Source organism: Halomonas sp. I1 (assembly GCF_032334135.1).
Taxonomy (GTDB): Bacteria; Pseudomonadota; Gammaproteobacteria; order Pseudomonadales; family Halomonadaceae; genus Halomonas.
The window spans coordinates 525,355-544,966 of record NZ_JAVXUS010000001.1 but is presented as its reverse complement, the minus strand read 5'-3'; the positions used below and the strand labels follow the sequence as shown (position 1 = coordinate 544,966).

Annotated in this window: 20 protein-coding genes; 15 read left to right on the top strand and 5 right to left on the bottom strand. The window is 66.1% G+C overall.

All coding sequences use genetic code 11. From position 1 onward, the window contains the following. Positions 1–45: 45 nt before the first annotated feature. From RSO41_RS02505 to hemC, 4 genes are read right to left on the bottom strand one after another with little or no spacing between them, the layout of a single operon-like run. A complete protein-coding gene (locus tag RSO41_RS02505) occupies positions 46–1,299 on the bottom strand; it encodes a heme biosynthesis HemY N-terminal domain-containing protein (RefSeq protein ID WP_315617472.1) in 1,254 nt (417 codons plus the stop codon). Next, positions 1,296–2,831, bottom strand: coding sequence for a uroporphyrinogen-III C-methyltransferase (locus tag RSO41_RS02500; protein WP_315617470.1), 1,536 nt, complete (start codon positions 2,829–2,831; stop codon positions 1,296–1,298). The genes RSO41_RS02505 and RSO41_RS02500 overlap by 4 nt, the downstream gene beginning before the upstream one ends. Before the next feature lie 6 nt (positions 2,832–2,837). Then, positions 2,838–3,632, bottom strand: a complete 795-nt coding sequence (locus RSO41_RS02495) for a uroporphyrinogen-III synthase (RefSeq protein ID WP_315617468.1) — start codon at positions 3,630–3,632, stop codon at positions 2,838–2,840. Next, positions 3,632–4,564, bottom strand: coding sequence for a hydroxymethylbilane synthase (gene hemC / locus RSO41_RS02490; RefSeq protein ID WP_410000305.1), 933 nt, complete (start codon positions 4,562–4,564; stop codon positions 3,632–3,634). Before hemC ends, RSO41_RS02495 begins: the two co-directional genes overlap by 1 nt. Before the next feature lie 255 nt (positions 4,565–4,819). Between hemC and argH the strand changes: the two genes are divergently transcribed. Genes argH through RSO41_RS02455 form a run of 7 tightly spaced genes read left to right on the top strand, consistent with a single transcriptional unit; the run spans position 4,820 to position 10,978 of the window. Continuing rightward, positions 4,820–6,238: an argininosuccinate lyase gene (gene argH / locus RSO41_RS02485; protein ID WP_315617466.1), complete on the top strand. Its 1,419-nt coding sequence runs from the start codon at positions 4,820–4,822 to the stop codon at positions 6,236–6,238. Continuing rightward, a complete protein-coding gene (lptM, locus tag RSO41_RS18460; RefSeq protein ID WP_410000304.1) occupies positions 6,238–6,423 on the top strand; it encodes an LPS translocon maturation chaperone LptM in 186 nt (61 codons plus the stop codon). Before argH ends, lptM begins: the two co-directional genes overlap by 1 nt. A 2-nt stretch (positions 6,424–6,425) precedes the next feature. Next, positions 6,426–7,715 carry a diaminopimelate decarboxylase gene (lysA, locus tag RSO41_RS02475; RefSeq protein WP_315617464.1) on the top strand — a complete coding sequence of 430 codons (1,290 nt, stop codon included), beginning with the start codon at positions 6,426–6,428 and terminating at the stop codon, positions 7,713–7,715. Further along, the gene (gene dapF, locus RSO41_RS02470) at positions 7,715–8,548 is read left to right on the top strand and encodes a diaminopimelate epimerase (RefSeq protein WP_315617462.1); all 834 of its coding nucleotides are present in this window, start codon (positions 7,715–7,717) and stop codon (positions 8,546–8,548) included. The genes lysA and dapF overlap by 1 nt, the downstream gene beginning before the upstream one ends. Before the next feature lie 36 nt (positions 8,549–8,584). Continuing rightward, a complete protein-coding gene (locus tag RSO41_RS02465) occupies positions 8,585–9,304 on the top strand; it encodes a DUF484 family protein (RefSeq protein WP_315617460.1) in 720 nt (239 codons plus the stop codon). Continuing rightward, positions 9,297–10,223, top strand: coding sequence for a tyrosine recombinase XerC (locus RSO41_RS02460; protein WP_315617458.1), 927 nt, complete (start codon positions 9,297–9,299; stop codon positions 10,221–10,223). The genes RSO41_RS02465 and RSO41_RS02460 overlap by 8 nt, the downstream gene beginning before the upstream one ends. Next, positions 10,220–10,978 (top strand): HAD family hydrolase, encoded by a 759-nt coding sequence (locus RSO41_RS02455; RefSeq protein WP_315617456.1) that lies wholly within the window; start codon positions 10,220–10,222, stop codon positions 10,976–10,978. The genes RSO41_RS02460 and RSO41_RS02455 overlap by 4 nt, the downstream gene beginning before the upstream one ends. A gap of 247 nt (positions 10,979–11,225) precedes the next feature. On the opposite strand, the gene yihA is transcribed toward RSO41_RS02455, so the two are convergent. Then, positions 11,226–11,840, bottom strand: coding sequence for a ribosome biogenesis GTP-binding protein YihA/YsxC (yihA, locus tag RSO41_RS02450; protein ID WP_315617454.1), 615 nt, complete (start codon positions 11,838–11,840; stop codon positions 11,226–11,228). 214 nt (positions 11,841–12,054) lie between these two features. On the opposite strand from yihA, the gene RSO41_RS02445 reads away from it, so the two are divergent. The 8 genes from RSO41_RS02445 (at position 12,055) to RSO41_RS02410 (ending at position 19,567) form a co-directional block, all read left to right on the top strand. Then, entirely contained in the window at positions 12,055–12,675 is a 621-nt protein-coding gene (locus RSO41_RS02445) for a c-type cytochrome (protein ID WP_315617452.1), read from the top strand. A 136-nt stretch (positions 12,676–12,811) separates the two neighbouring features. Then, the gene (locus RSO41_RS02440; protein WP_315617450.1) at positions 12,812–13,444 is read left to right on the top strand and encodes a thiol:disulfide interchange protein DsbA/DsbL; all 633 of its coding nucleotides are present in this window, start codon (positions 12,812–12,814) and stop codon (positions 13,442–13,444) included. A 2-nt stretch (positions 13,445–13,446) separates the two neighbouring features. Beyond that, positions 13,447–14,337, top strand: a complete 891-nt coding sequence (locus tag RSO41_RS02435) for an endonuclease/exonuclease/phosphatase family protein (RefSeq protein ID WP_315617448.1) — start codon at positions 13,447–13,449, stop codon at positions 14,335–14,337. 139 nt (positions 14,338–14,476) lie between these two features. Further along, positions 14,477–15,037 carry a TRAP transporter small permease subunit gene (locus RSO41_RS02430; RefSeq protein WP_315617446.1) on the top strand — a complete coding sequence of 187 codons (561 nt, stop codon included), beginning with the start codon at positions 14,477–14,479 and terminating at the stop codon, positions 15,035–15,037. Continuing rightward, the gene (locus RSO41_RS02425) at positions 15,037–16,440 is read left to right on the top strand and encodes a TRAP transporter large permease subunit (RefSeq protein ID WP_315617444.1); all 1,404 of its coding nucleotides are present in this window, start codon (positions 15,037–15,039) and stop codon (positions 16,438–16,440) included. The genes RSO41_RS02430 and RSO41_RS02425 overlap by 1 nt, the downstream gene beginning before the upstream one ends. A gap of 182 nt (positions 16,441–16,622) precedes the next feature. Then, positions 16,623–17,687 carry a TRAP transporter substrate-binding protein gene (locus RSO41_RS02420; RefSeq protein WP_410000311.1) on the top strand — a complete coding sequence of 355 codons (1,065 nt, stop codon included), beginning with the start codon at positions 16,623–16,625 and terminating at the stop codon, positions 17,685–17,687. A 131-nt stretch (positions 17,688–17,818) separates the two neighbouring features. Then, a complete protein-coding gene (gene thiD / locus RSO41_RS02415) occupies positions 17,819–18,649 on the top strand; it encodes a bifunctional hydroxymethylpyrimidine kinase/phosphomethylpyrimidine kinase (protein WP_315617440.1) in 831 nt (276 codons plus the stop codon). 72 nt (positions 18,650–18,721) lie between these two features. Beyond that, positions 18,722–19,567: a universal stress protein gene (locus RSO41_RS02410; RefSeq protein ID WP_315617438.1), complete on the top strand. Its 846-nt coding sequence runs from the start codon at positions 18,722–18,724 to the stop codon at positions 19,565–19,567. Positions 19,568–19,612: the final 45 nt, after the last annotated feature.

The window sequence follows — 19,612 nt, the reverse complement described above, 5'->3', positions numbered from 1 at the left end:
CCGAAGACCACCCCGCCGCGGGTCGATACCGTGTCGCCGGGAACCTCAGGACGCTTTCCGCGCGCTCCGTGACAAGGTGTCTTCCGGCTCGGTAGGTTGTGGTAGCGAGGGAAGCGACTTGTCGAGCAGCTCGACACTCTGCCGATAATAAAGCTGGCTCTTGTTGTGCTCGCCCAGGCTGGCATAGAGCCGCGCCAGTTCCGCGCAGACCACGCCGCTGGGACGCTGGCGATGGCTGGCCTCGAAATACTCCTGCGCCTTGCCCCAGTAGGCATTGCGCAACGACAGGCGCCCCAGCGTCAGCAGCAGGTCCGGATCATTGGGACGCTCCTGCAACCACTTTTCGGCCACCACCAGCTGACGCGCCGCGTCCACTTCGAGCAGCCCGTAACGCAATACCAGGCGGCTGTCCCAGTGGTCCTTGAGCGACTGCCGCAACAGACGTTCGGCGATGGCCTGCTGGTCGCCGCGCACCAGGGCCTCGGCATAGAGCACGATCAGGTCGACGTTGCCACGCAGGTGATCGGGCATATCGGCCCAGAGAGTGCGCACTCGCTCGATATCGCCGGTGTCTCGAGCCTCCTGGGCAATCAACTCGCGATAGGCCCGCTGTTCGAGCTGCTCGCGCTCTTCCCGGGAGATCAACTGCTGGGCACCCAGGCGGGGCATCAGACGACGCAGCCCCTCCCAGTCACTGACACTGAGGTAGGCCTGCTTGAGCTGCTTGAGGACCTGCGGGTGATTGGGCAGATGGCGGTCCAGGCGCGTCAGAATGGCCAGGGCCTCCTCGTACTGCTGGCGGTCCAGCATCAACTGGGCCTGCATCATGCCCACCGCCGTATCGGCCCCTTCAGTACTCAGGTGAGCCCGCTTGAGCAGGGTGTCCGCCTGCTCATAGCGCCCCTGGTAATGCGCCGCCAGGGCGGCGGACAGGTAATTGACCAGTGGGGTGCTGGAGTCGTCGGCGGCCTTGACCAGTGCCTTCTCGGCGCGCTTCCAGCGCCCCTCGGCCAGAGCCACCAGGCCGCGCACGGTTCGACGCATGGCACTCCGATTGCGCGACCGGCTGCTCCAGCCCTTGAAGCGGCTGACCGGCCGAGAAAGGCGCATGAGCAGCCGCAACGCGAAATGCAGCACCACGAAGGCGGCCAGCAACAGCACAAGGCCGAACCAGAAGGTGGTCTGGTAGGAGGTGTCACCGACCCGTACCAGCCAGTAGCCGGGCACCGACATCATCAACTGGCCGAGCAGCGCCCCGATCGCGAGGCCGACGACCACGATCAGAATCAGCTTTCTCATGCCTCGCCTCCCTGGCCGTCGCCACCCGATTCGAAGCGGTTCTCGATGAATGCCTGCAACGCCTGTTGCGAACCGCTGATATCCGGCAGTTCAGGGCGGATGTGGCGACCCTTGAGTTCCTCGAGCCGTGACAGGACACCCTGCACACCACTGTCGTCGGTATCGTAGTAGCCACGAATCAGCGTCAACGCCTTGTCGAGGCTGGCGTCATAAAGTTCCTGCTCTTCCTTGAGCAATGCGAGCTGCACCTGCTCCAGCACCAGGCGCACGCTCTGGCGCAGGTAGGACTCCTGCTCCGGCGAGATCAGGGCCTCCAGAGCCTCGTCATGCTTGCGTACCGTCACCAGGTCCTTGAGCTCGCCGCCGACCTTCGACAGCTGCTCCTGCCAGCCGCCGGAGGGTGCCTCCTCGATGGACGCATCGCCGGTAACTTCCTCGACATCCTGGGCCAATGGGCGACCGGCGATCTGCTCCTGAAGCGCGTTGAGTGACAGGTACAGGCCGGTACGGTCGATATCCGGCACCGAGCGAAGCGCGGCCAGTTCCGAGGCAATCTCGCGGCGCACCGGCATCAGTGCCGGGTTATCGGCTTCCTTGAGCCGGGCATCGGCGGTGCGCAGCAGGGCGGCAGAGCCCTCGACATCTCGCTCGAGCTGCAGCCGCTGGTTGGCCAGTCGAAGCAGATAGGCGGCTTCAGCGTGCAACCATTCCCGCTCGTCGGTCTGCTGTTGCCGGGACAGCTGCTGGAGCACCTTGTCGAGGTTGGCGTCGACATCGCCACGATACGCCTCGAACGCCTCGCGAAGCGAAGCGACGGCGGCTTCGCGCTCGCTCTGACCGCTCTGCAGCTGATCCGACAGGTCGTTCACTTGCGCCTGGGTCGCCGGCTGCTCGGGCACCTCGGCCAGCCGCTGTTGCTGGGCCTGCAGGCGCTGCCACCCCAGCCAGCCGAACACGCCGACGGCGATCGCCAGCAGGATCACCAGCACCAGAGCCACGGCCCCAGCCTTGCCTCCCTTGGCAGGCTTCTCGCCATTGTCATTGCCGCTGCCGCTGCCGCTGCCGCTGCCGCTGCCGCCGGATTGTCCGGACCCGGCATTCGTCTTGCTACCCGTCGATCCGCTCGCCCCCTTGCCGGCCGAACGCTTGCTGCCACCAGAACGGGAGGCGGTCGCGGCGGATGGCTTGCCGGCGTCCTTTTTCTCGGCGCTTTTCTCGGTACTCGTTCCACCGGCCTTCTCGGCATCCCCAGGTGACGTGGCGGCCGCTCCCTCGGTCCCGTCCGACTGCTTGGCAGTGGTGCCGGCACCGCTCACGGCGTCACTGGACGCGCTCCCGGCCTTGGCGTGGGCCGTGGCAGACGTCGCCGCCTCGTCACCGCCCTTGCCACGTCGACGCGAGCGACGCGACGATGAGCCACCGGTCTTGCCGTTCTCTTCCGGCTGGCGCTCCGTGGTCCCTGCATCGGCACCGCCCTGGGCTTCGCCGGAGGGCGCCTGCTGTTCATCCTGATCCTGTGATTGCTTGCTCATCTGTCGCTAGCCCTTTTCGAGATCGTCATGATCGACATCGGTCTCCTCCGGGTCCCGGGCCCGTGCCACGGCGGCCGCGAGTGCGGCGGGCGTGGCTCCCGATGCCACGACGGGAACACGAAACCCCAGTGTGCCGGCCAGTGTAGCCAACCTGTGACTGGATACGATTAACGGTTGGTCCAAGGCGGCATGCGAACACCATCTTGCCAGATGTTCGAGGATTTCTCCGCTACTCACCACCAACGCATGATAGTCGCCCGCTCGCAACCGGCACTGCAATGCCGGCGACGGCTCGAGCAGGCGTCGCCGATAGACCGCCAGATGCGTCAACCGTGCGCCACGCTCGGCCAGCGTCTCGGCCAGCAGTGTGCGACCGCCTTCACCGGCGACCAGCAAGGTGCGCTGCCCCTCCAGCCGTTGCAGCGTCCCCAGTGAGAGCAGCGTCTCGCTGGAGGGTTCCCCGGCCCGTGGGGGAGGCACATGAACACGCACCCCCAAGGCGTTGTACAGCGCCTCGGCGGTACTCGGTCCGACACCGTAATACTCGACGCCCACGGGCAACTGAGGCCAATAGAGGTCCAGCGCCTCGGCGAGGCATTCCGCGGCGAAGGGACTGGTCACCACCACCCGCTGGAACTGGTCGAAATCCAGCCAGGCACTGCGCATCGCCCGACTCTCGGGCAGCGCCTCCAGCGCCATCACTTCACCGTACTCGACGGCGAAGCCCGCCGCCCCGATGGCCTCGGCCAACGGGGCGGCACGCGCCCCCGGACGGCAGATCACGACCGGCATGCTCACCATCAACCGGCGCCGTAGACCTCGGCGAGAATGTCACCGGCGCCCTGATCCAGCAACTCCTCCGCCACCCGGATGCCCAGGGCCTCCGGTTCGTGGATGGAACCGCGCCCCTCGGCGCGCAGCACCTGGGTCCCCTCTGGGTTGCCGACCAGGGCACGCAACCAGAGCGTCTGGCCATCGCCCTCGAACACCGCATGGCCGGCGATCGGCACCTGGCAGCCTCCCTCGAGGCGGGTATTCATGGCCCGCTCGGCACGCACCCGGGTCGCGGTATCCGGGTCATCCAGCGGCGCCAGCAAGCCGATCAACTCCGCATCGTGCATGCGACACTCGATACCCAGTGCCCCCTGTCCGCAAGCCGGCAGGCAGACCTCCGGCGGCAATTCCTGGGTAATCCGCGCCTCGAGTCCCAGGCGCTTGAGGCCGGAGGTGGCCAGCAGGATGGCATCGAACTCGCCATCGTCGAGCTTGCCGAGCCGCGTCTGGACGTTGCCACGCAGGCTCAGCACCTCCAGGTCGGGGCGCCGTTCACGCATCTGCAGGCCACGCCTGAGACTCGAAGTACCGATTCGTGCGCCCTCGGGCAGCTCGTCGAGCGAGGCGTAATGATGGGAAATGAAGGCGTCGGTAGGCTCGGCTCCCGCCAGGATCACCGACAGACCGAGGCTCTCGGGAAACTGCATGGGCACATCCTTCATGGAATGCACGGCGATATCGGCCCGGCCGTCGAGCATCGCCTCCTCGAGCTCCTTGACGAACAGCCCCTTGCCGCCCACTTTGGCCAGCGGCGTGTCGAGGATCTGGTCCCCGCGAGTGGACAGGGCCACCAGCTCCACCTTCAGCGCTGGGTGGACCTCCATCAAACGGTCGCGGACATGTTCGGCCTGCCACATGGCCAACTGACTCTTGCGAGTGGCGATACGCAGCGTCTGCATGGCTTGCACCTGGTTCCCCCGTACCGGTTCGCGCATCGCGGCGGTGCCGCGACCGGGCCCGGTGGTGATGACATGATTTTCCATCATCATAAAGTACCGGAGGGAACAGGAAAAATCGCCGCCTCCGGGCAATGTCGGCGATAGCCGCCCCTCGCCTGCCCTTCGGACTCTGGTACACTTCCGGCATGTCAACCAGCGCGGCCGGAGGCATCGCCGGCGCCGTCACCCACCGAACAGTCAGCAGGATGTCAGCCGATGAGCTCAAGCCCGACGAGCAACAGTACCAACCAGTCCTGGGGCGGTCGCTTCAGCGAGCCCACCGACGCCTTCGTCGCCCGCTTCACCGCCTCGGTCGACTTCGACCGTCGCCTGGCCCTGCACGACATCCAGGGCTCGCGAGCCCATGCCACCATGCTCGCCCGGGTGGGCGTGCTCACCGAGGATGAGCGCGACGCCATCCTCGGCGGCCTCGACGAGGTCGCCGGCGAGATCGAGGCCGACAGCTTCGCCTGGTCGGTGGGCCTCGAGGACGTGCACATGAACATCGAGGCGCGCCTGACCGAGAAGATCGGCATCATCGGCAAGAAACTGCATACCGGCCGGTCGCGCAACGACCAGGTGGCCACCGACATTCGCCTGTTCCTGCGCGACGAGATCGACACCGTAGCCGCCGAGCTGGCCCGGCTGCGCGAGGGGCTGATCGAGCTCGCGGATCGCGAAGCCGATACCATCATGCCCGGCTTCACCCACCTGCAAACCGCCCAGCCGGTGACCTTCGGTCATCATCTGCTGGCCTGGCAAGAGATGCTGGCTCGCGATCACGAGCGACTGCTCGACTGCCGCAGGCGGGTCAACGTGCTGCCGCTGGGCGCCGCCGCCCTGGCCGGCACCACCTACCCCATCGACCGCCATGTCACCGCCGAGCTGCTGGGCTTCGAGCGCCCTGCCGAGAACAGCCTCGACGCCGTGAGCGATCGTGATTTCGCCATCGAGTTCACCAGTTTCGCCAGCGTGCTGCTGATGCATCTTTCACGCATGAGCGAGGAGCTGGTGCTGTGGACCAGCGCTCAGTTCGACTTCATCGACCTGCCCGACCGTTTCTGCACCGGCTCGTCGATCATGCCGCAGAAGAAGAACCCGGATGTGCCGGAGCTCGTGCGCGGCAAGTCCGGCCGGGTCTATGGCCACCTGATGAGCCTGCTGACGCTGATGAAGTCGCAACCGCTGGCCTACAACAAGGACAATCAGGAGGACAAGGAGCCGCTGTTCGATACCGTCACTACCGTGCAGGACTGCCTCAAGGCCTTCGCCGACATGGTGCCGGCCATCGAGGCCAAGTCGGACAACATGTTCGAGGCAGCCCGCCAGGGCTTCTCCACCGCTACCGACCTGGCGGACTACCTGGTACGCAAGGGTGTGGCCTTCCGCGATGCCCACGAGATCGTCGGTCAGTCCGTGGCCCATGGCCTGCGCGAGGGCAAGGACCTCTCGGAGATGCGCCTCGAGGAGCTGCAGGGCTTCTCCGCCACGATCGGCGAAGACGTCTTCGAGGTGCTGACGCTGGAAGGCTCGGTGGCCGCCCGCAACCACATCGGCGGCACCGCCCCGGATCAGGTACGCGCTGCTGCCCAGCGGGCCCGCGAAGCCCTCGCGGCGCCGGGGAGCCGTGACTGATGCGCCGACTCGTGCCCATTCTCCTGTTTCTGGTCGTCGCACTGGCCGGCTGCGGTCAGAAGGGGCCGCTCTACCAGCCCGACAACGAGGCCGCCGCGGAGCGCTACGGCCCTCGTGACGAGGCCACGACCGAACGCAACGACGCTACCACGCCCGAGCGGGCCGCCGACGAAGAAGGCGACTAGACATGGATCATTTCGACTACCGGGACGGCGTCCTGCACGGCGAAGATGTCGACCTCACGCACATCGCCGAGGCATTCGGCACGCCCTGCTACGTCTATTCCAAGGCCACCCTGGCCCGCCACTTCCGCGCCTATACCGAGGCCCTGGGCGGCCATCCCCACTTGATCTGCTATGCCGTCAAGGCCAACGCCAATCTGGCGGTTCTGGGCCTGCTGGCGCGTCTCGGCGCCGGCTTCGATATCGTCTCGGTAGGTGAGCTGGAGCGCGTGCTGACCGCCGGTGGCGACCCCGCCAGGATCGTCTTCTCCGGCGTCGCCAAGCAGGAAAACGAGATGGCCCGGGCACTGGAAGTCGGCATCAAGTGCTTCAACGTCGAATCGCGGGCCGAGCTGGAACGCCTCGATGCCGTGGCCCGGGGGCTCGGCAAGGTGGCGCCGGTGTCGCTGCGCGTCAATCCGGATGTCGACGCCGGCACGCACCCCTATATTTCCACCGGCCTGAAGGACAACAAGTTCGGTATCCCGGTGGACGAGGCCTTCGAGGTCTATCGCCTGGCCGCCACTCTGGACAACGTGCGCGTGGCCGGCCTGGACTGCCACATCGGCTCCCAGCTCACCGAACTCTCGCCCTTCCTCGATGCTCTGGATCGCCTGCTGACCCTGCTCGAGCGCCTGCGCGATGCCGGTATCGAGGTCGAGCATCTCGACCTGGGCGGGGGGCTGGGCGTGCCCTATCAGGACGAGAATCCCCCCCAGCCCTTCGATTACGCCACCTCGCTGCTCGAACGGCTGTCGCACTGGCCGGGCAGCGAGCGGTTGACGCTGTTGTTCGAGCCCGGACGCTCCATCGCCGCCAACGCCGGTGTCCTGCTGACCCGGGTGGAGTTCCTCAAGCCCGGCGAAACCCGGAACTTCGCCATCGTCGACGCCGCCATGAATGACCTGATTCGCCCGGCGCTCTATCAGGCCTGGCAGGCGATCCTGCCGGTGGATACCCGCCCGGCGAGAGAGGCCGACACCTACGATGTGGTTGGCCCGGTCTGCGAGACCGGCGATTTCCTCGGCAAGGAACGCCGTCTTGCCATCGCCGCCGGCGATTTGCTGGCGGTGCGCTCCGCCGGCGCCTACGGTTTCGTCATGGCCTCGAACTACAACAGCCGCCCGCGTCCTCCCGAAGTGATGGTGGACGGGGACCGCGTTCATCTGGTGCGCCGCCGCGAGCGCCTCGAGGATCTCTGGGCCGGTGAAGCGACGCTGCCGGATGACGCAACCACCGGGGGAGACTCGCCCTGATGCTGCTGCAGTTCACCAAGATGCACGGCCTGGGCAACGACTTCATGGTCGTCGACCTGGTCACCCAGCGGGCCAGGTTGCGCGACGAGCAGATCCGCCGCCTGGCCGACCGCCGCTTCGGCATCGGTTTCGACCAGTTGCTGGTGGTCGAGCCGCCCCGCGATCCGGACATGGACTTCCGCTACCGGATCTACAACGCTGATGGTAGCGAAGTGGAAAACTGCGGCAACGGCGCCCGCTGCTTCGCACGCTTCGTGCTCGATCAGCGCCTGACCCACAAGCGAGAAATTCGCGTCGAGACCGCCGGTGGCCCGCTGACCCTGATCGTCGGCGATGACGACCGGGTCAGCGTGGACATGGGGCGGCCACGCTTCGCGCCGCAGGACCTTCCCTTCGAGGCCGATGGCGAGCGCCCCTTGCACGACCTGGAGGTGGACGGACAACGCCTTTCGATCGGTGTGGCGTCGCTGGGCAACCCTCACGCGGTGCTGCGCGTGGATGACGTGGCGGCCGCTCCGATCGCGACCCTGGGCCCGGCCATCGAAGGCCATCCGCGCTTCCCCCGGCGTGTCAACGCTGGCTTCATGCAGGTCGTGTCCTCCCATGAGATACGCCTGAGAGTCTACGAACGGGGCAGCGGCGAGACCCTGGCCTGCGGAACCGGCGCCTGCGCCGCCGTGGCCTGCGGCATTCGCCAGGGGCTGCTCGAGAGCCCGGTTACCGTGCAGCTGCCCGGTGGCCGACTGAGAATCGACTGGCCCGATGCCGAGGCCAACCTGATCATGACAGGTCCCGCCGAGCGCGTCTTCGAGGGACGCGTGGCCATCAACTGATGTCCAGGCCCGACAGCCACACAAGGAGAACCCGCCATGACCCGAGCCGCTCCCGAGCCACGCAAGACCCTGGACCCGGATGTCGTGGCCCAATGGCTGGCCCGGCATCCCGATTTCTTCGTCGGCCGTGAAGGCCTGTTGCAGCAGCTTCGCGTCCCCCACCCCGAGGCTCGGGGGGCAACGTCCCTGCTCGAGCGACTGGTCGCCGACCTGCGCAGCCGCGCCGAGCATGCCGAGGGCCGCCTCGAGCAACTGCTGGACTCCGCCCGTCATAACGAAGCCCAGTACCGCCGCACGCGAGAACTGATCCTGGCACTGCTGGAAGCCGAAGATGGCGATGCGCTGGGGCAGGCCCTGGCCACCCAACTGAGCGAGCACTTCCAGACACCGGCGGTAGCCCTCTGGTGTGCGTCCAGCCTCACCGACCGTGAGCCACGGCCACCTCAACCGCCACGCCATATCCTCGATGATCATACGGCACAGCGCCTGTCCGCCCTGCTCGATGGCCGCACCAGCCGCTGCACCCGGCTAACGCGCTCCGACTGGCAACGCCTGCTGCCCCACGCCACGGCCCCCGACAAGAGCGGCTCCTGTGCCCTGACACGACTCGCCGTGGGCGAGCCCGTTGGCTACCTGGTGCTGGCCAGCCCCGCGACGGATCATTTCCGCGCCAGCATGGACACTCTGTTCACCGAGTATGTCGGGGACGTGGTGGCTCGTCTGCTGGTGCGGTTGGCGCCATCGGACCATGGCTAGGCTCCTCGACGCCACGACATCGCTCGGCCGAGAAGCCAACGTCTTTCTCGAGGCACTCGCTCGTACTGCCAGCCCGGGCACGGTGGACGCCTACCGCCGCGACCTGTCGGCGTTGCTCGAATTTCTCGAACGTCATGACGTCGGCGACCCCGCCGCCCTGGACGCCGCACTGCTGCGCCGCTTCCTCGGTGGCGAACGCAGCCGAGGCCTGGCCCCGCGCAGCCTGGCCCGGCGCCGCGCGGCCCTGTCGCGCTTCGCCGAGCACTTGATGGCCCAGGGGCACCTGGACCACAACCCGGCGGCGCTGGTCCGCACACCGCGCGTGCCACGCGACCTGCCCCGCCCCGTGGATGTGGATGCCCTGGCACACTTCCTCGATACCCCCCATGATGGCTCGCCTCTGGCCTGCCGCGACCAGGCCATGCTGGAGCTCTTCTATTCCAGCGGCCTGCGTCTGGCCGAACTGGCCGCCCTCGACCTCGACGACCTTCATGCCCAGCGGGTTCGCGTTCTCGGCAAGGGCCGCAAGCCTCGCCAAGTGCCGGTAGGCCGCCGCGCCGATCAGGCCCTCACGGCCTGGCTATCGCTGCGTGGGGCCCTGGCCGCCGACGGCGAGCCGGCCCTGTTCGTCGGCATCCGGGGGTACCGTCTCGGCCATCGGGCGATCCAGCAACGCCTGAGGCAACTGGCCCTCTCCCGCGGGCTTGCGGAACATCTTCATCCACACCGGTTACGCCATTCCTTCGCCAGCCACTTGCTAGAGTCCAGTCAGGATTTACGCGCGGTGCAGGAATTGCTCGGCCATGCCAACCTCTCCACCACCCAGGTCTATACGCGACTCGACTGGCAACACCTGGCGGCCGGCTACGACGCCGCCCACCCTCGTGCCCGCCGTCGACGCGACTCCGACGACACATGACGCGACATCTCGATACCCGGCTCCGTGCCCTGACCTTCGACCTCGACGATACGCTCTGGGACAACCAGGGCGTGATGGCCCGCACCGAGGAAGCCCACTACGCCTGGCTCGACGGACAGCTGGCCGACTGGCTGGCCCACCATGACGGTGGGCGTCGGCGATTCTCGGCGGCCATGCCCATCGAACGCTATCAGGCTCACCGCCAGCACCTGGCCAAGGCGCATCCACTGCGCCGCGGCGACTTCACCTGGATACGCGAACGCGCCCTGATCGACTTGCTGGAAGCATTCGGCCTGTCGCGCGCATCGGCCTGGCTCTGGGCCTCGCTCACCATGGCGCGCTTCCATGCCCTGCGCCTGGAGGTCTCGCCCTATCCCGAGGCGGAACCGCTGCTCGAAACCCTCGCGCAGCGGTTCCGCCTGGGCGCCATCACCAACGGCAACCTGGCGTTTCAACGACTGCCACTGTCGCGCCATTTCGAGGTGACCATCGCCGCCGGCGAGATGCCGGCCCCCAAGCCCGATGCCCGGCCCTTCCTGGCGACGCTGAGCCGCCTGGGCGCAACCCCGGCTCAAGCCCTTCACGTGGGCGACTCCTGGAAGGAAGACGTGTTGCCGGCGATCCGGCTGGGCATGCGCGCGGCCTGGATCGCCCCGCACGCCCCGGCCGACACCCCCATGCCCGCGGGCGTGCATCGGCTCTCGCATATCCGCGAGCTGCCCGAGCTGATCGCCAGGCTGGAGGAACATGGATAGGGCTCGGCGAGGAGCGCCGGAGCGGGGCGCTGGGGCAGGCCAAAGCGAGGGTCCGATTCCAGGGATGGAATCGGTAGCGTACAGGGAGGTATTCACAGCGCCCTCGCGACGGCCTGCCGCCAGGTAAGCTCCGCGACCTGGCACAGAGCAAGCGCTCTTGGGCACTAGTCGTCGACGATATCGGCCTGGCAGTAAATGAGCATTCTAAGGCGGCGGTTAACGCCGCCTGGCCGAGCGCAGCCCGTTTTTACCGGGGTTCGGCCAACAGCCAGTCGTCGAGGCGCCGATGCACCTCCTCGATGCCTTGCTTCTTGAGCGCCGAGAACAACTGGATGGACACCAGATCCTCCCACTCGCGCAGCTGGGAACGCACCTGCTGCAGGGCGTTCTTGGCGGCGCCGCTTTTCAGCTTGTCGGCCTTGGTCAGCAGGATGTGCACGGGCATGTCCTGCTCGTCGGCCCAGCCGAGCATGGTCTGGTCGAATTCGGTGAGCGGATGACGCACGTCCATCAGCAGCACCAGACCACGCAACGAAGCGCGACGTTGCAGGTAATCGGCCAGGTGGCGTTGCCACTCCAGCTTGACGGAATCGGGTACCTTGGCATACCCATAACCAGGCAGGTCGACCAGACGGAGCTCGACGTCGTCCCCCAGCGTGAAGAAGTTGATCAACTGGGTTCGGCCGGGTGTCTTGGAGGTTCTTGCCAAGGCCTTCTGACGCGTCAGAACGTTGATGGCACTAGACTTTCCGGCGTTGGAGCGACCGGCGAAGGCCACCTCGGCTCCCGTATCCGCCGGGCATTTCGCCAGGGTCGGCGCACTGGTGAGGAAACGGGCAGCCTGGTAATTGAGTCGCGACATGGCAGATCCTGATGTTGGTCGTGGGAAAGCGTGAAACGGTGTCGTTTCCGCGTTCCGGGGGCTCCGTTATACTGCAGCATCATGTGTCTGCGACCCGGGCGTCGGAAGTATATCACCGGGTCCGCGCCGCCGACGACCGGCGAGACAAGTGTCGAACCATAACAATCCGGACGCTCCGACGCCGGAACAAGACAACGACATGAGTGGAACAGCGATGAGACAGCTACTGGCAAGCCTGGTCATGTTGATGGCCGCATGGAACGCCGTCGCGGCAGACACCGTCATGGAAGCGGACGTCGCCGCCGGCCGCGAAAAGGCCACGCCCTGCGCCGCCTGCCACGGCCAGACCGGCGTCAGTCCCTCCGGCCTGTTTCCCAACCTCGCCGGCCAGAAAGCCTCCTACCTGGTCAAACAGCTCGAGGAGATCCGCGACGGCACCCGCGAGGTGCCACAGATGACCGGCCAACTGGACGGCTTCACCGATCAGGATATTCGCAATGTGGCGGCCTTCTACGCCGAGCAGACACCGGCCCTGGGGCAGGCCGACCCGGATGAGGCCCTAGTGGCCCACGGCCGCGAGCTCTATCGCGCCGGCGACCTGGAGCGCGGACTACCCGCCTGCAGTGCCTGCCACACTCCCACCGGAGCCGGCATCGGCAGCGCCGCCTATCCGGCGTTATCGGGCCAGAAGACCGACTATACCATCGCCGCCCTGAAGGCCTTCGCCGAGGGGAGTCGCGACAACGACCCCAACGGTATCATGCGTGACATCGCCGCCAAGTTGAGCGAACGTGACATGAATGCCCTGGCGAATTATGTGCTCGGCCTGCATTGAGTCCGGCATCGCGCCGCACAGGTTCGACTCGAATGCGGCTCATGGGGAACCCCCGCACCGCGTCGCACTCCAACCCGGCGATGCCATCCTGATGGCTCACTCTGGAACCTGAATCACGCAAGGAGAGATTCGCATCATGCTCAAGTCCCTGATGGTCGCGTTGGCGGGCCTCGGTCTGTCCACCATCGCCACTGCCGCCCCCCTCGTGGAAGGCCAGCATTACAGTACCCTCGACGAGCCGGTGAAGACCCATGTCGAGGACGGCAAGATCGAGGTCACAGAAGCGTTCTGGTACGGCTGCCCGCACTGCTATGCACTGGAAGACACGCTCAATGCCTGGGCCGATGGATTGCCCGACGACGTCGTCTTCGAACGCATGCCGGCCACCATGGGTGGCGCCTGGAACAAGCACGCTGCCGCTTTCTATGCCGCCAGGGAACTGGGTATCCAGCAGGACTTGCATGCCGACTTCTTCGATGCCATTCACGAGCAGGATCGCCAGCTGACCGAGCCCGAGGCCATCGCGGCCTTCTTCAGCGATTACGGCGTCAGCGAGGATGAGGCCCTGGAAGCGCTGAGCTCCTTTGGCGTGAAGAGCCAGGTCAACAAGGCCCACGCGCGCATGCGCAACATGCAACTGATGGGCGTACCGGCATTGGTGATCGACGGCCGCTACGTGGTAACCCCGAGCAGCGCCGGCAGCCTCGACAACATGCCTCGGATCGCCGGTGATCTGGTCGACAAGGTGCGCGAGGAGCGAGCGGAATAACGATGGGATCGTCCTGGGCCGAGGCGCGATGGCCGACCCTCGAGGGTGGCCATCTCAAGCTGCTGACCTTCAACCTGCAGGTAGGCATCCAGACCTCGGCTTACCATCATTATCTCACACGTGGCTGGCAGCACCTGCTGCCTCACCCTCGGCGCCTCAAGCGGCTCGACATGATCGGCGAGGTGCTGAGCCGCTTCGATATCGTCGGCCTCCAGGAGGTCGACGGCGGCAGTTTTCGCTCGGGTCGCGTCAATCAAGTCGAGTATCTGGCGGGGCGTGCCGGCTTCCCTCATCACTTCCAGCAACTCAACCGCAACCTGGGGCAGCTCGCCCAGCACAGCAATGGCCTGCTGTCGAGGCTGTCGCCCCGGCAGGTCGAAGAGCACAGCCTGCCCGGCCCGATGCCCGGACGAGGCGCCATCCATGCCCGTTTCGGCGACGGCCCGGACGCCCTGCACCTGTTCGTCGCGCACCTGGCATTGAGCCACCGTGCCCGGGTGCGCCAGCTCGACTATCTCAGCGAATTGATCCAGCCGCTGCGTCATGTGGTGGTGATGGGGGACCTCAACTGCACGCCCGACCAGCTGCATGCGCATACGCGTTTCCGCGACTCGCTGCCACTGCATCCAGTGCGGCCGCCGCTCAGCTATCCATCCTGGCAGCCACGTCGTGCCCTGGATCATATCCTGCTGTCCGATTCCCTGGAGGCCGACCGTGTCGAGGTCCTGGAACACCTGTTCTCCGACCACCTGCCCGTGGCGATCGATGTCCGAGTCCCGGATGCCTGCCGCGATACGTTATTGAACCGCGACACACCGGCCTCCGAAAGGTCTCGTTCCACCGGCTCCGACACCAGGTCCTCGACAGAAGAGAAGGTCGACGACGCCCCCTGATGGCCTCGGATCCCATCATTCTACTACCAATGTTGATCATACTCGCCTGACAGGGTCTCGCCCTTTCCCGTATAGTCTGCGTTGACTGCGTCGGCGCATCGCGCCGGTTCGACGCCAACGGCTGCCCAGCGAGAACCTCATGCCTCAAACCCGCGAGTTGCCGCGCCTCCTCGCCCGGCTCGACCACCTTTCCGAATGGCTTGGCAGGAGCCTGTCCTGGCTGATCCTGGCCATGATGCTGATCCAGTTCCTGATCGTGGTGCTGCGCTATGTCTTCAGCATCAACAGCATTCCCATGCAGGAATCGGTCATGTACCTGCACGCCACGGTCTTCATGCTCGCCGCTTCCTACACCCTGCGCCATGACGGCCATGTGCGGGTCGATATCTTCTACCGGGGCATGTCGGCTCGTCGCAAGGCACTGGTCGACCTGCTCGGCACCCTGTTGCTGCTTCTCCCGGTGATGGTCTTCGCGATCCTCGTCAGCCTCGGCTATGTCGGCAAGTCCTGGGCGATTCTCGAGGGCTCGCCCGACTCCGGCGGCATTCCCGGTGTCTTCCTGCTCAAGACACTGATCCCGCTGTTCGCCGTCTTGATGATTCTGCAAGGCCTGGTGGAGGCCGGTCGCAATGTCCTGGTCCTGACCGGGCGAATCCCCCCCGATGAAGATGCACCCGACCAGCACGAGGAGCACCTGTGATGATGGAACTCATGCCGCTGGTGCTGTTCGCGGTCATCTGTATCGTGTTGATGTTTGGCTACCCGGTCGCCCTGTCCTTGGCCGGTACGGCCCTGGCCTTCGCCGGCATGGGCCTCGGACTCGAGACGCTGGGGATCGACGCCAATTTCGACGGTGGCTACCTGGCCGCCTTCCCCAACCGCCTCTACGGCATCATGACCAACCAGACGCTGCTGGCGGTGCCGCTTTTCGTGCTGATGGGCGTGTTGCTGGAGAAGTCCCGGGTCGCCGAGACCCTGCTCGATGCCATGGCACTGCTATTCGGCTCGTTGCGCGGCGGGCTCGGTATCTCGGTCACCCTGGTCGGCATGCTGCTGGCCGCCTCCACCGGCATCGTCGGCGCCACCGTGGTGACCATGGGGCTGATGTCGTTGCCGACCATGCTCAAGCGTCACTACAGTCCTTCGCTGGCCACCGGCACCATCTGCGCCACCGGCACCCTGGGGCAGATCATTCCGCCCTCCATTGCCCTGGTGCTGCTCGGCGATGTGCTGTCCTCGGCCTATCAACAGGCCCAGCTTTCCATGGGCATCTTCAGCCCCAAGACGGTATCGGTGGGCGACCTGTTCATGGGCGCCCTGGTGCCGGGCCTGATACTGGTCGTGCTGTATATCATCTATGTGGCCGTCATCGCCTGGCTCAAGCCAAGCGCCGCACCGGCCGCCGACCGCCAGGAGTTGATGGCAGAGCTTGGCCACCAGAGTGGCCTGGGGTGGCTGTTACTGAAGGGGCTGGTGCCGCCCATCGTGCTGATCGTGGTGGTTCTCGGCTCGATCCTCGGCGGCTTCGCCACACCCACCGAGGCCTCGGCGGTCGGGGCCTTCGGCGCTCTGATGCTGGCCCTGGCCTACCGCCGCCTGGATCTGGCGACCCTCAGGGAGGCTCTCCGTTCCACGGCCAACGTCACCACCATGGTCTTCTTGATCCTGATCGGCGCGGCACTGTTCTCGCTGGTCTTCCGCGCCTACGGCGGGGAAGAGCTGGTGACGCATCTGTTCGAGAACATGCCCGGCGGCGTGGTCGGCGCGACGCTGGTCGTCATGCTGGTGATCTTCCTGCTCGGCTTCATCCTCGACTTCATCGAGATCACCTTCGTGGTGGTACCGATCGTCGGCCCGATCCTGCTGGCCATGGGCCTGGATCCGATCTGGCTGGGCATCATGATCGCCATCAACCTGCAGACATCGTTCCTCACGCCGCCCTTCGGCTTCGCGCTCTTCTACCTGCGCGGCGTGGCACCAGATTCGGTGGCGACCTCGTCCATCTACCGAGGGGTGATTCCCTTCATCCTGATCCAGCTGGGCATGCTGCTGGCCCTGGCGTTCTTCCCGGAGCTGGCCACCTGGCTGCCCGATCAGTTCTGAGCCAAGGCAGAGCGTGGACAAGGGACAGTCGGTCCAACGGTCGAGGCCGGCTATAGTGACCCGGACACGTTTCATCGATGGCAGGTGTCCTTCACCTGCCTGATCCAGGCCCAATCGGGCCTCTCCGCACGGCAAACAACACCAACAAGGGGAGCATTCGCATGCAACCGAAAGCACTCGTCATGGCCATGGCCGGCATCGGCCTGACCCTCGCCGCCGGTACTACCCAGGCTCAGGAGACCTTCGAGTGGAAGCTGGTGACCTCCTGGCCGAAGAACTTTCCCGGTGTCGGGCAGGGTCCCGAGCGCCTCGCCAAGCTGGTCGAGGAAATGTCCGACGGCCGGCTGCAGATCGAGGTCTTCGGCGCCGGCCAGCTGGTGCCCGGCTTCGAAGTCTTCGATGCCGTCTCCGAGGGTACCGCCGAAATCGGCCACTCCGCCTCCTACTACTGGAAGGGCAAGGCGCCGGCGGCACAGTTCTTCGCCGCCGTGCCCTTCGGCATGAACGCTCAGGAAATGAATGCCTGGCTGCACTACGGCGGTGGTCTGGAACTCTGGAACGAGCTCTACGCCGACTTCGGCCTTGACGTCATGGCCGCCGGCGCCTCCGGCGTGCAGATGGGCGGCTGGTACAACGAGGAGATCAACTCCGTCGACGACCTGGACGGCCTGAAGATGCGCATGCCGGGCCTCGGTGGCGAGGTCATGAGTCGCATGGGCGTGGCCATCGTCAACATGCCGGGGGGCGAGATCTTCACCTCGCTGCAGTCCGGCGCCATCGACGCCACCGAGTGGATCGGTCCCTACAATGACCTGGCCTTCGGCTTGCACCAGGCCGCCGACTATTACTACTACCCGGGCTGGCACGAGCCGACGGTCATGTTCGAGGCCATTGTCAACGAAGAGGCCATGGCATCGCTGCCGGCGGACCTGCAGGCCATCCTGCGCACCGCGGTGCGCGACGTGAACCAGGACGTGCTGGACGAGTACACCGCGCGCAACAACGATGCCCTGCAGACGCTGATCGACGAACACGACGTCGAACTGCGGCGCCTGCCTGACGATGTACTTGCCGAAGCGAAGAAGATCTCTGCCGATGTGGTCGCCGAACTGGCCGAGTCCAGCGACATGGCAAGCAAGATCTACGACTCCTACAGCGCCTTCCAGGACAAGGTGGTGAATTATCACGCCATCTCCGAGCAGGCCTATTACAACGCCCGCAACCCCGACGGCGATACCACCCAGTAACCGACGGCCGTCATGCCTCCACGGGCCACCTTCGGGTGGCCCGTCGCGTTGCCGACATGGCCGTCACCCGACCACGTGCAGTATGCTGAATGCCACTTTCGGCGACTCCCGACAGCACGGACGACACGACCATGCCAGCCTCGAAGACCATCCCCCATACCCTGACCATTGCCGGCTCAGACCCGTCCGGCGGTGCCGGCCTGCAGGGCGATATCAAGACCCTTTCCGCCCTGGGCACCTATGCCACCAACGTCATCACCGCGGTGATTGCCCAGAACACCCAGGGGGTGGAACAGGTGCATCCGGTATCCCCCGCGGCAATCGGCGAACAGCTCGAGAACCTGCTCGACGACGTGCGTATCGACGCTGTGAAGATCGGCATGGTAGCCAGTCGCGAGGTGGCCGAGACGATCGGTGCCGCCCTGAGCCGCCATCGCCCGCGCTGGATCGTGCTCGACCCGGTGATGGTCGCCAAGAGCGGCGATACTCTGGTGGATAACGCCGGCATCGCCGCGGTGCGTGACATCCTGGTCCCGCTGGCCGACGTGATCACCCCCAACCTGCCGGAAGCCGCCGTGCTGCTCGACACCCGAGCGCCCCGCAGCCCCGATGCCATGGAGGCTATGCTCCCCGGCCTGCAGGCGCTTTCGGCCCCCTATGTGCTGCTCAAGGGCGGCCACCTGCCGGGCGAGGCATGCCCCGACCTGCTGGCCACCCCCTCCGACAGCGCCTGGTTGCCGGCCCCGCGCATCGATACCGACAACCTGCACGGCACCGGTTGCGCGCTCTCTTCCGCTATCACCGCGCACCTTGCTCACCTGCCACCGGATGCCGGCCATACCGAGATCGTCACCGCCATCGGCGAGGCCAAGCAGTGGCTCCACCGTGCCCTGGATGCCAGCCAGCGGCTCGCCGTGGGGCATGGCCGAGGCCCGGTACACCACTTTCACGCCTGGTGGTGACGCCCATCACTTGCGCGGGGCGCCGGGGCCACCCATCCTGAAGGTCTCTCCCGGCATCAAGAGGGCTGTGCCATGACCCGCACCCTGCTGTTCGCCTGCGACCTCTCCGCCGAGAACCGTGCCGCCTTCGCCCGAGCCATTCGACTGGCCGCCGAGAGTGGCGCGCGCCTCGACATCGTCCACGTGCTCGACCCCTATCTGCCGAGGCGGGTACTGCACGACCTCGAGGAAGCCGTGGTGACGGACATCGGGACCACCCTCACCGATATCCGCGAGGACTACGCTCTGGCCGAACCGGCCAGCCTGATCCAGACGGTCACCGGCGCGCCCTATGCCGAAATCATCCGCGAGGCCCACGAGCGCGAGGCGGACATGATCATTCTCGGCGCTCACCGCAAGCGCGGCCATCCCGACCTCGTGCACGGCACCACCCTGGCCAGGGTCCTGCGTAGCGCCCCCTGCCCGGTACTCTCCGTCAGCCAACCCGCCAACCGCGACTGGAACGATATCCTGGTCCCGGTGGATTTCTCGCTGACCTCGCGACATACCCTGCGCGAGACGCTCAAGCGCTTTCCCGAAGGACGCCTGACGCTGCTGCACGCCTGGAACATTCCCGGCGAACGGGAGCTGGGCTCCGACACCGGTTATGCTCGCTGGCGAGACCGCGAGGTCGAACGGCTGAGGCGCCACCTGGAGCAGGAAACCGAGCAGTTGATGGCCGAACTCGACGATGTGCCGGAGCTCACCCTCGAGTTGCAGCAGGGCGAACCGCTGGATGTGCTGATGACACAGCTGCGACGCCAGTCGCCGGACCTGCTGGCCCTGGGCAGCCGAGGGCAGTTGGGACGTCACAGCCAGATCACCGAACGCCTTCTGGCCGAGCCCCACTGCGACATCATGCTGTGTCGCGCCTGGTGAGGCCGCAAAAAACCTGTACAGAACCATTACAAAAAATCGATGTCG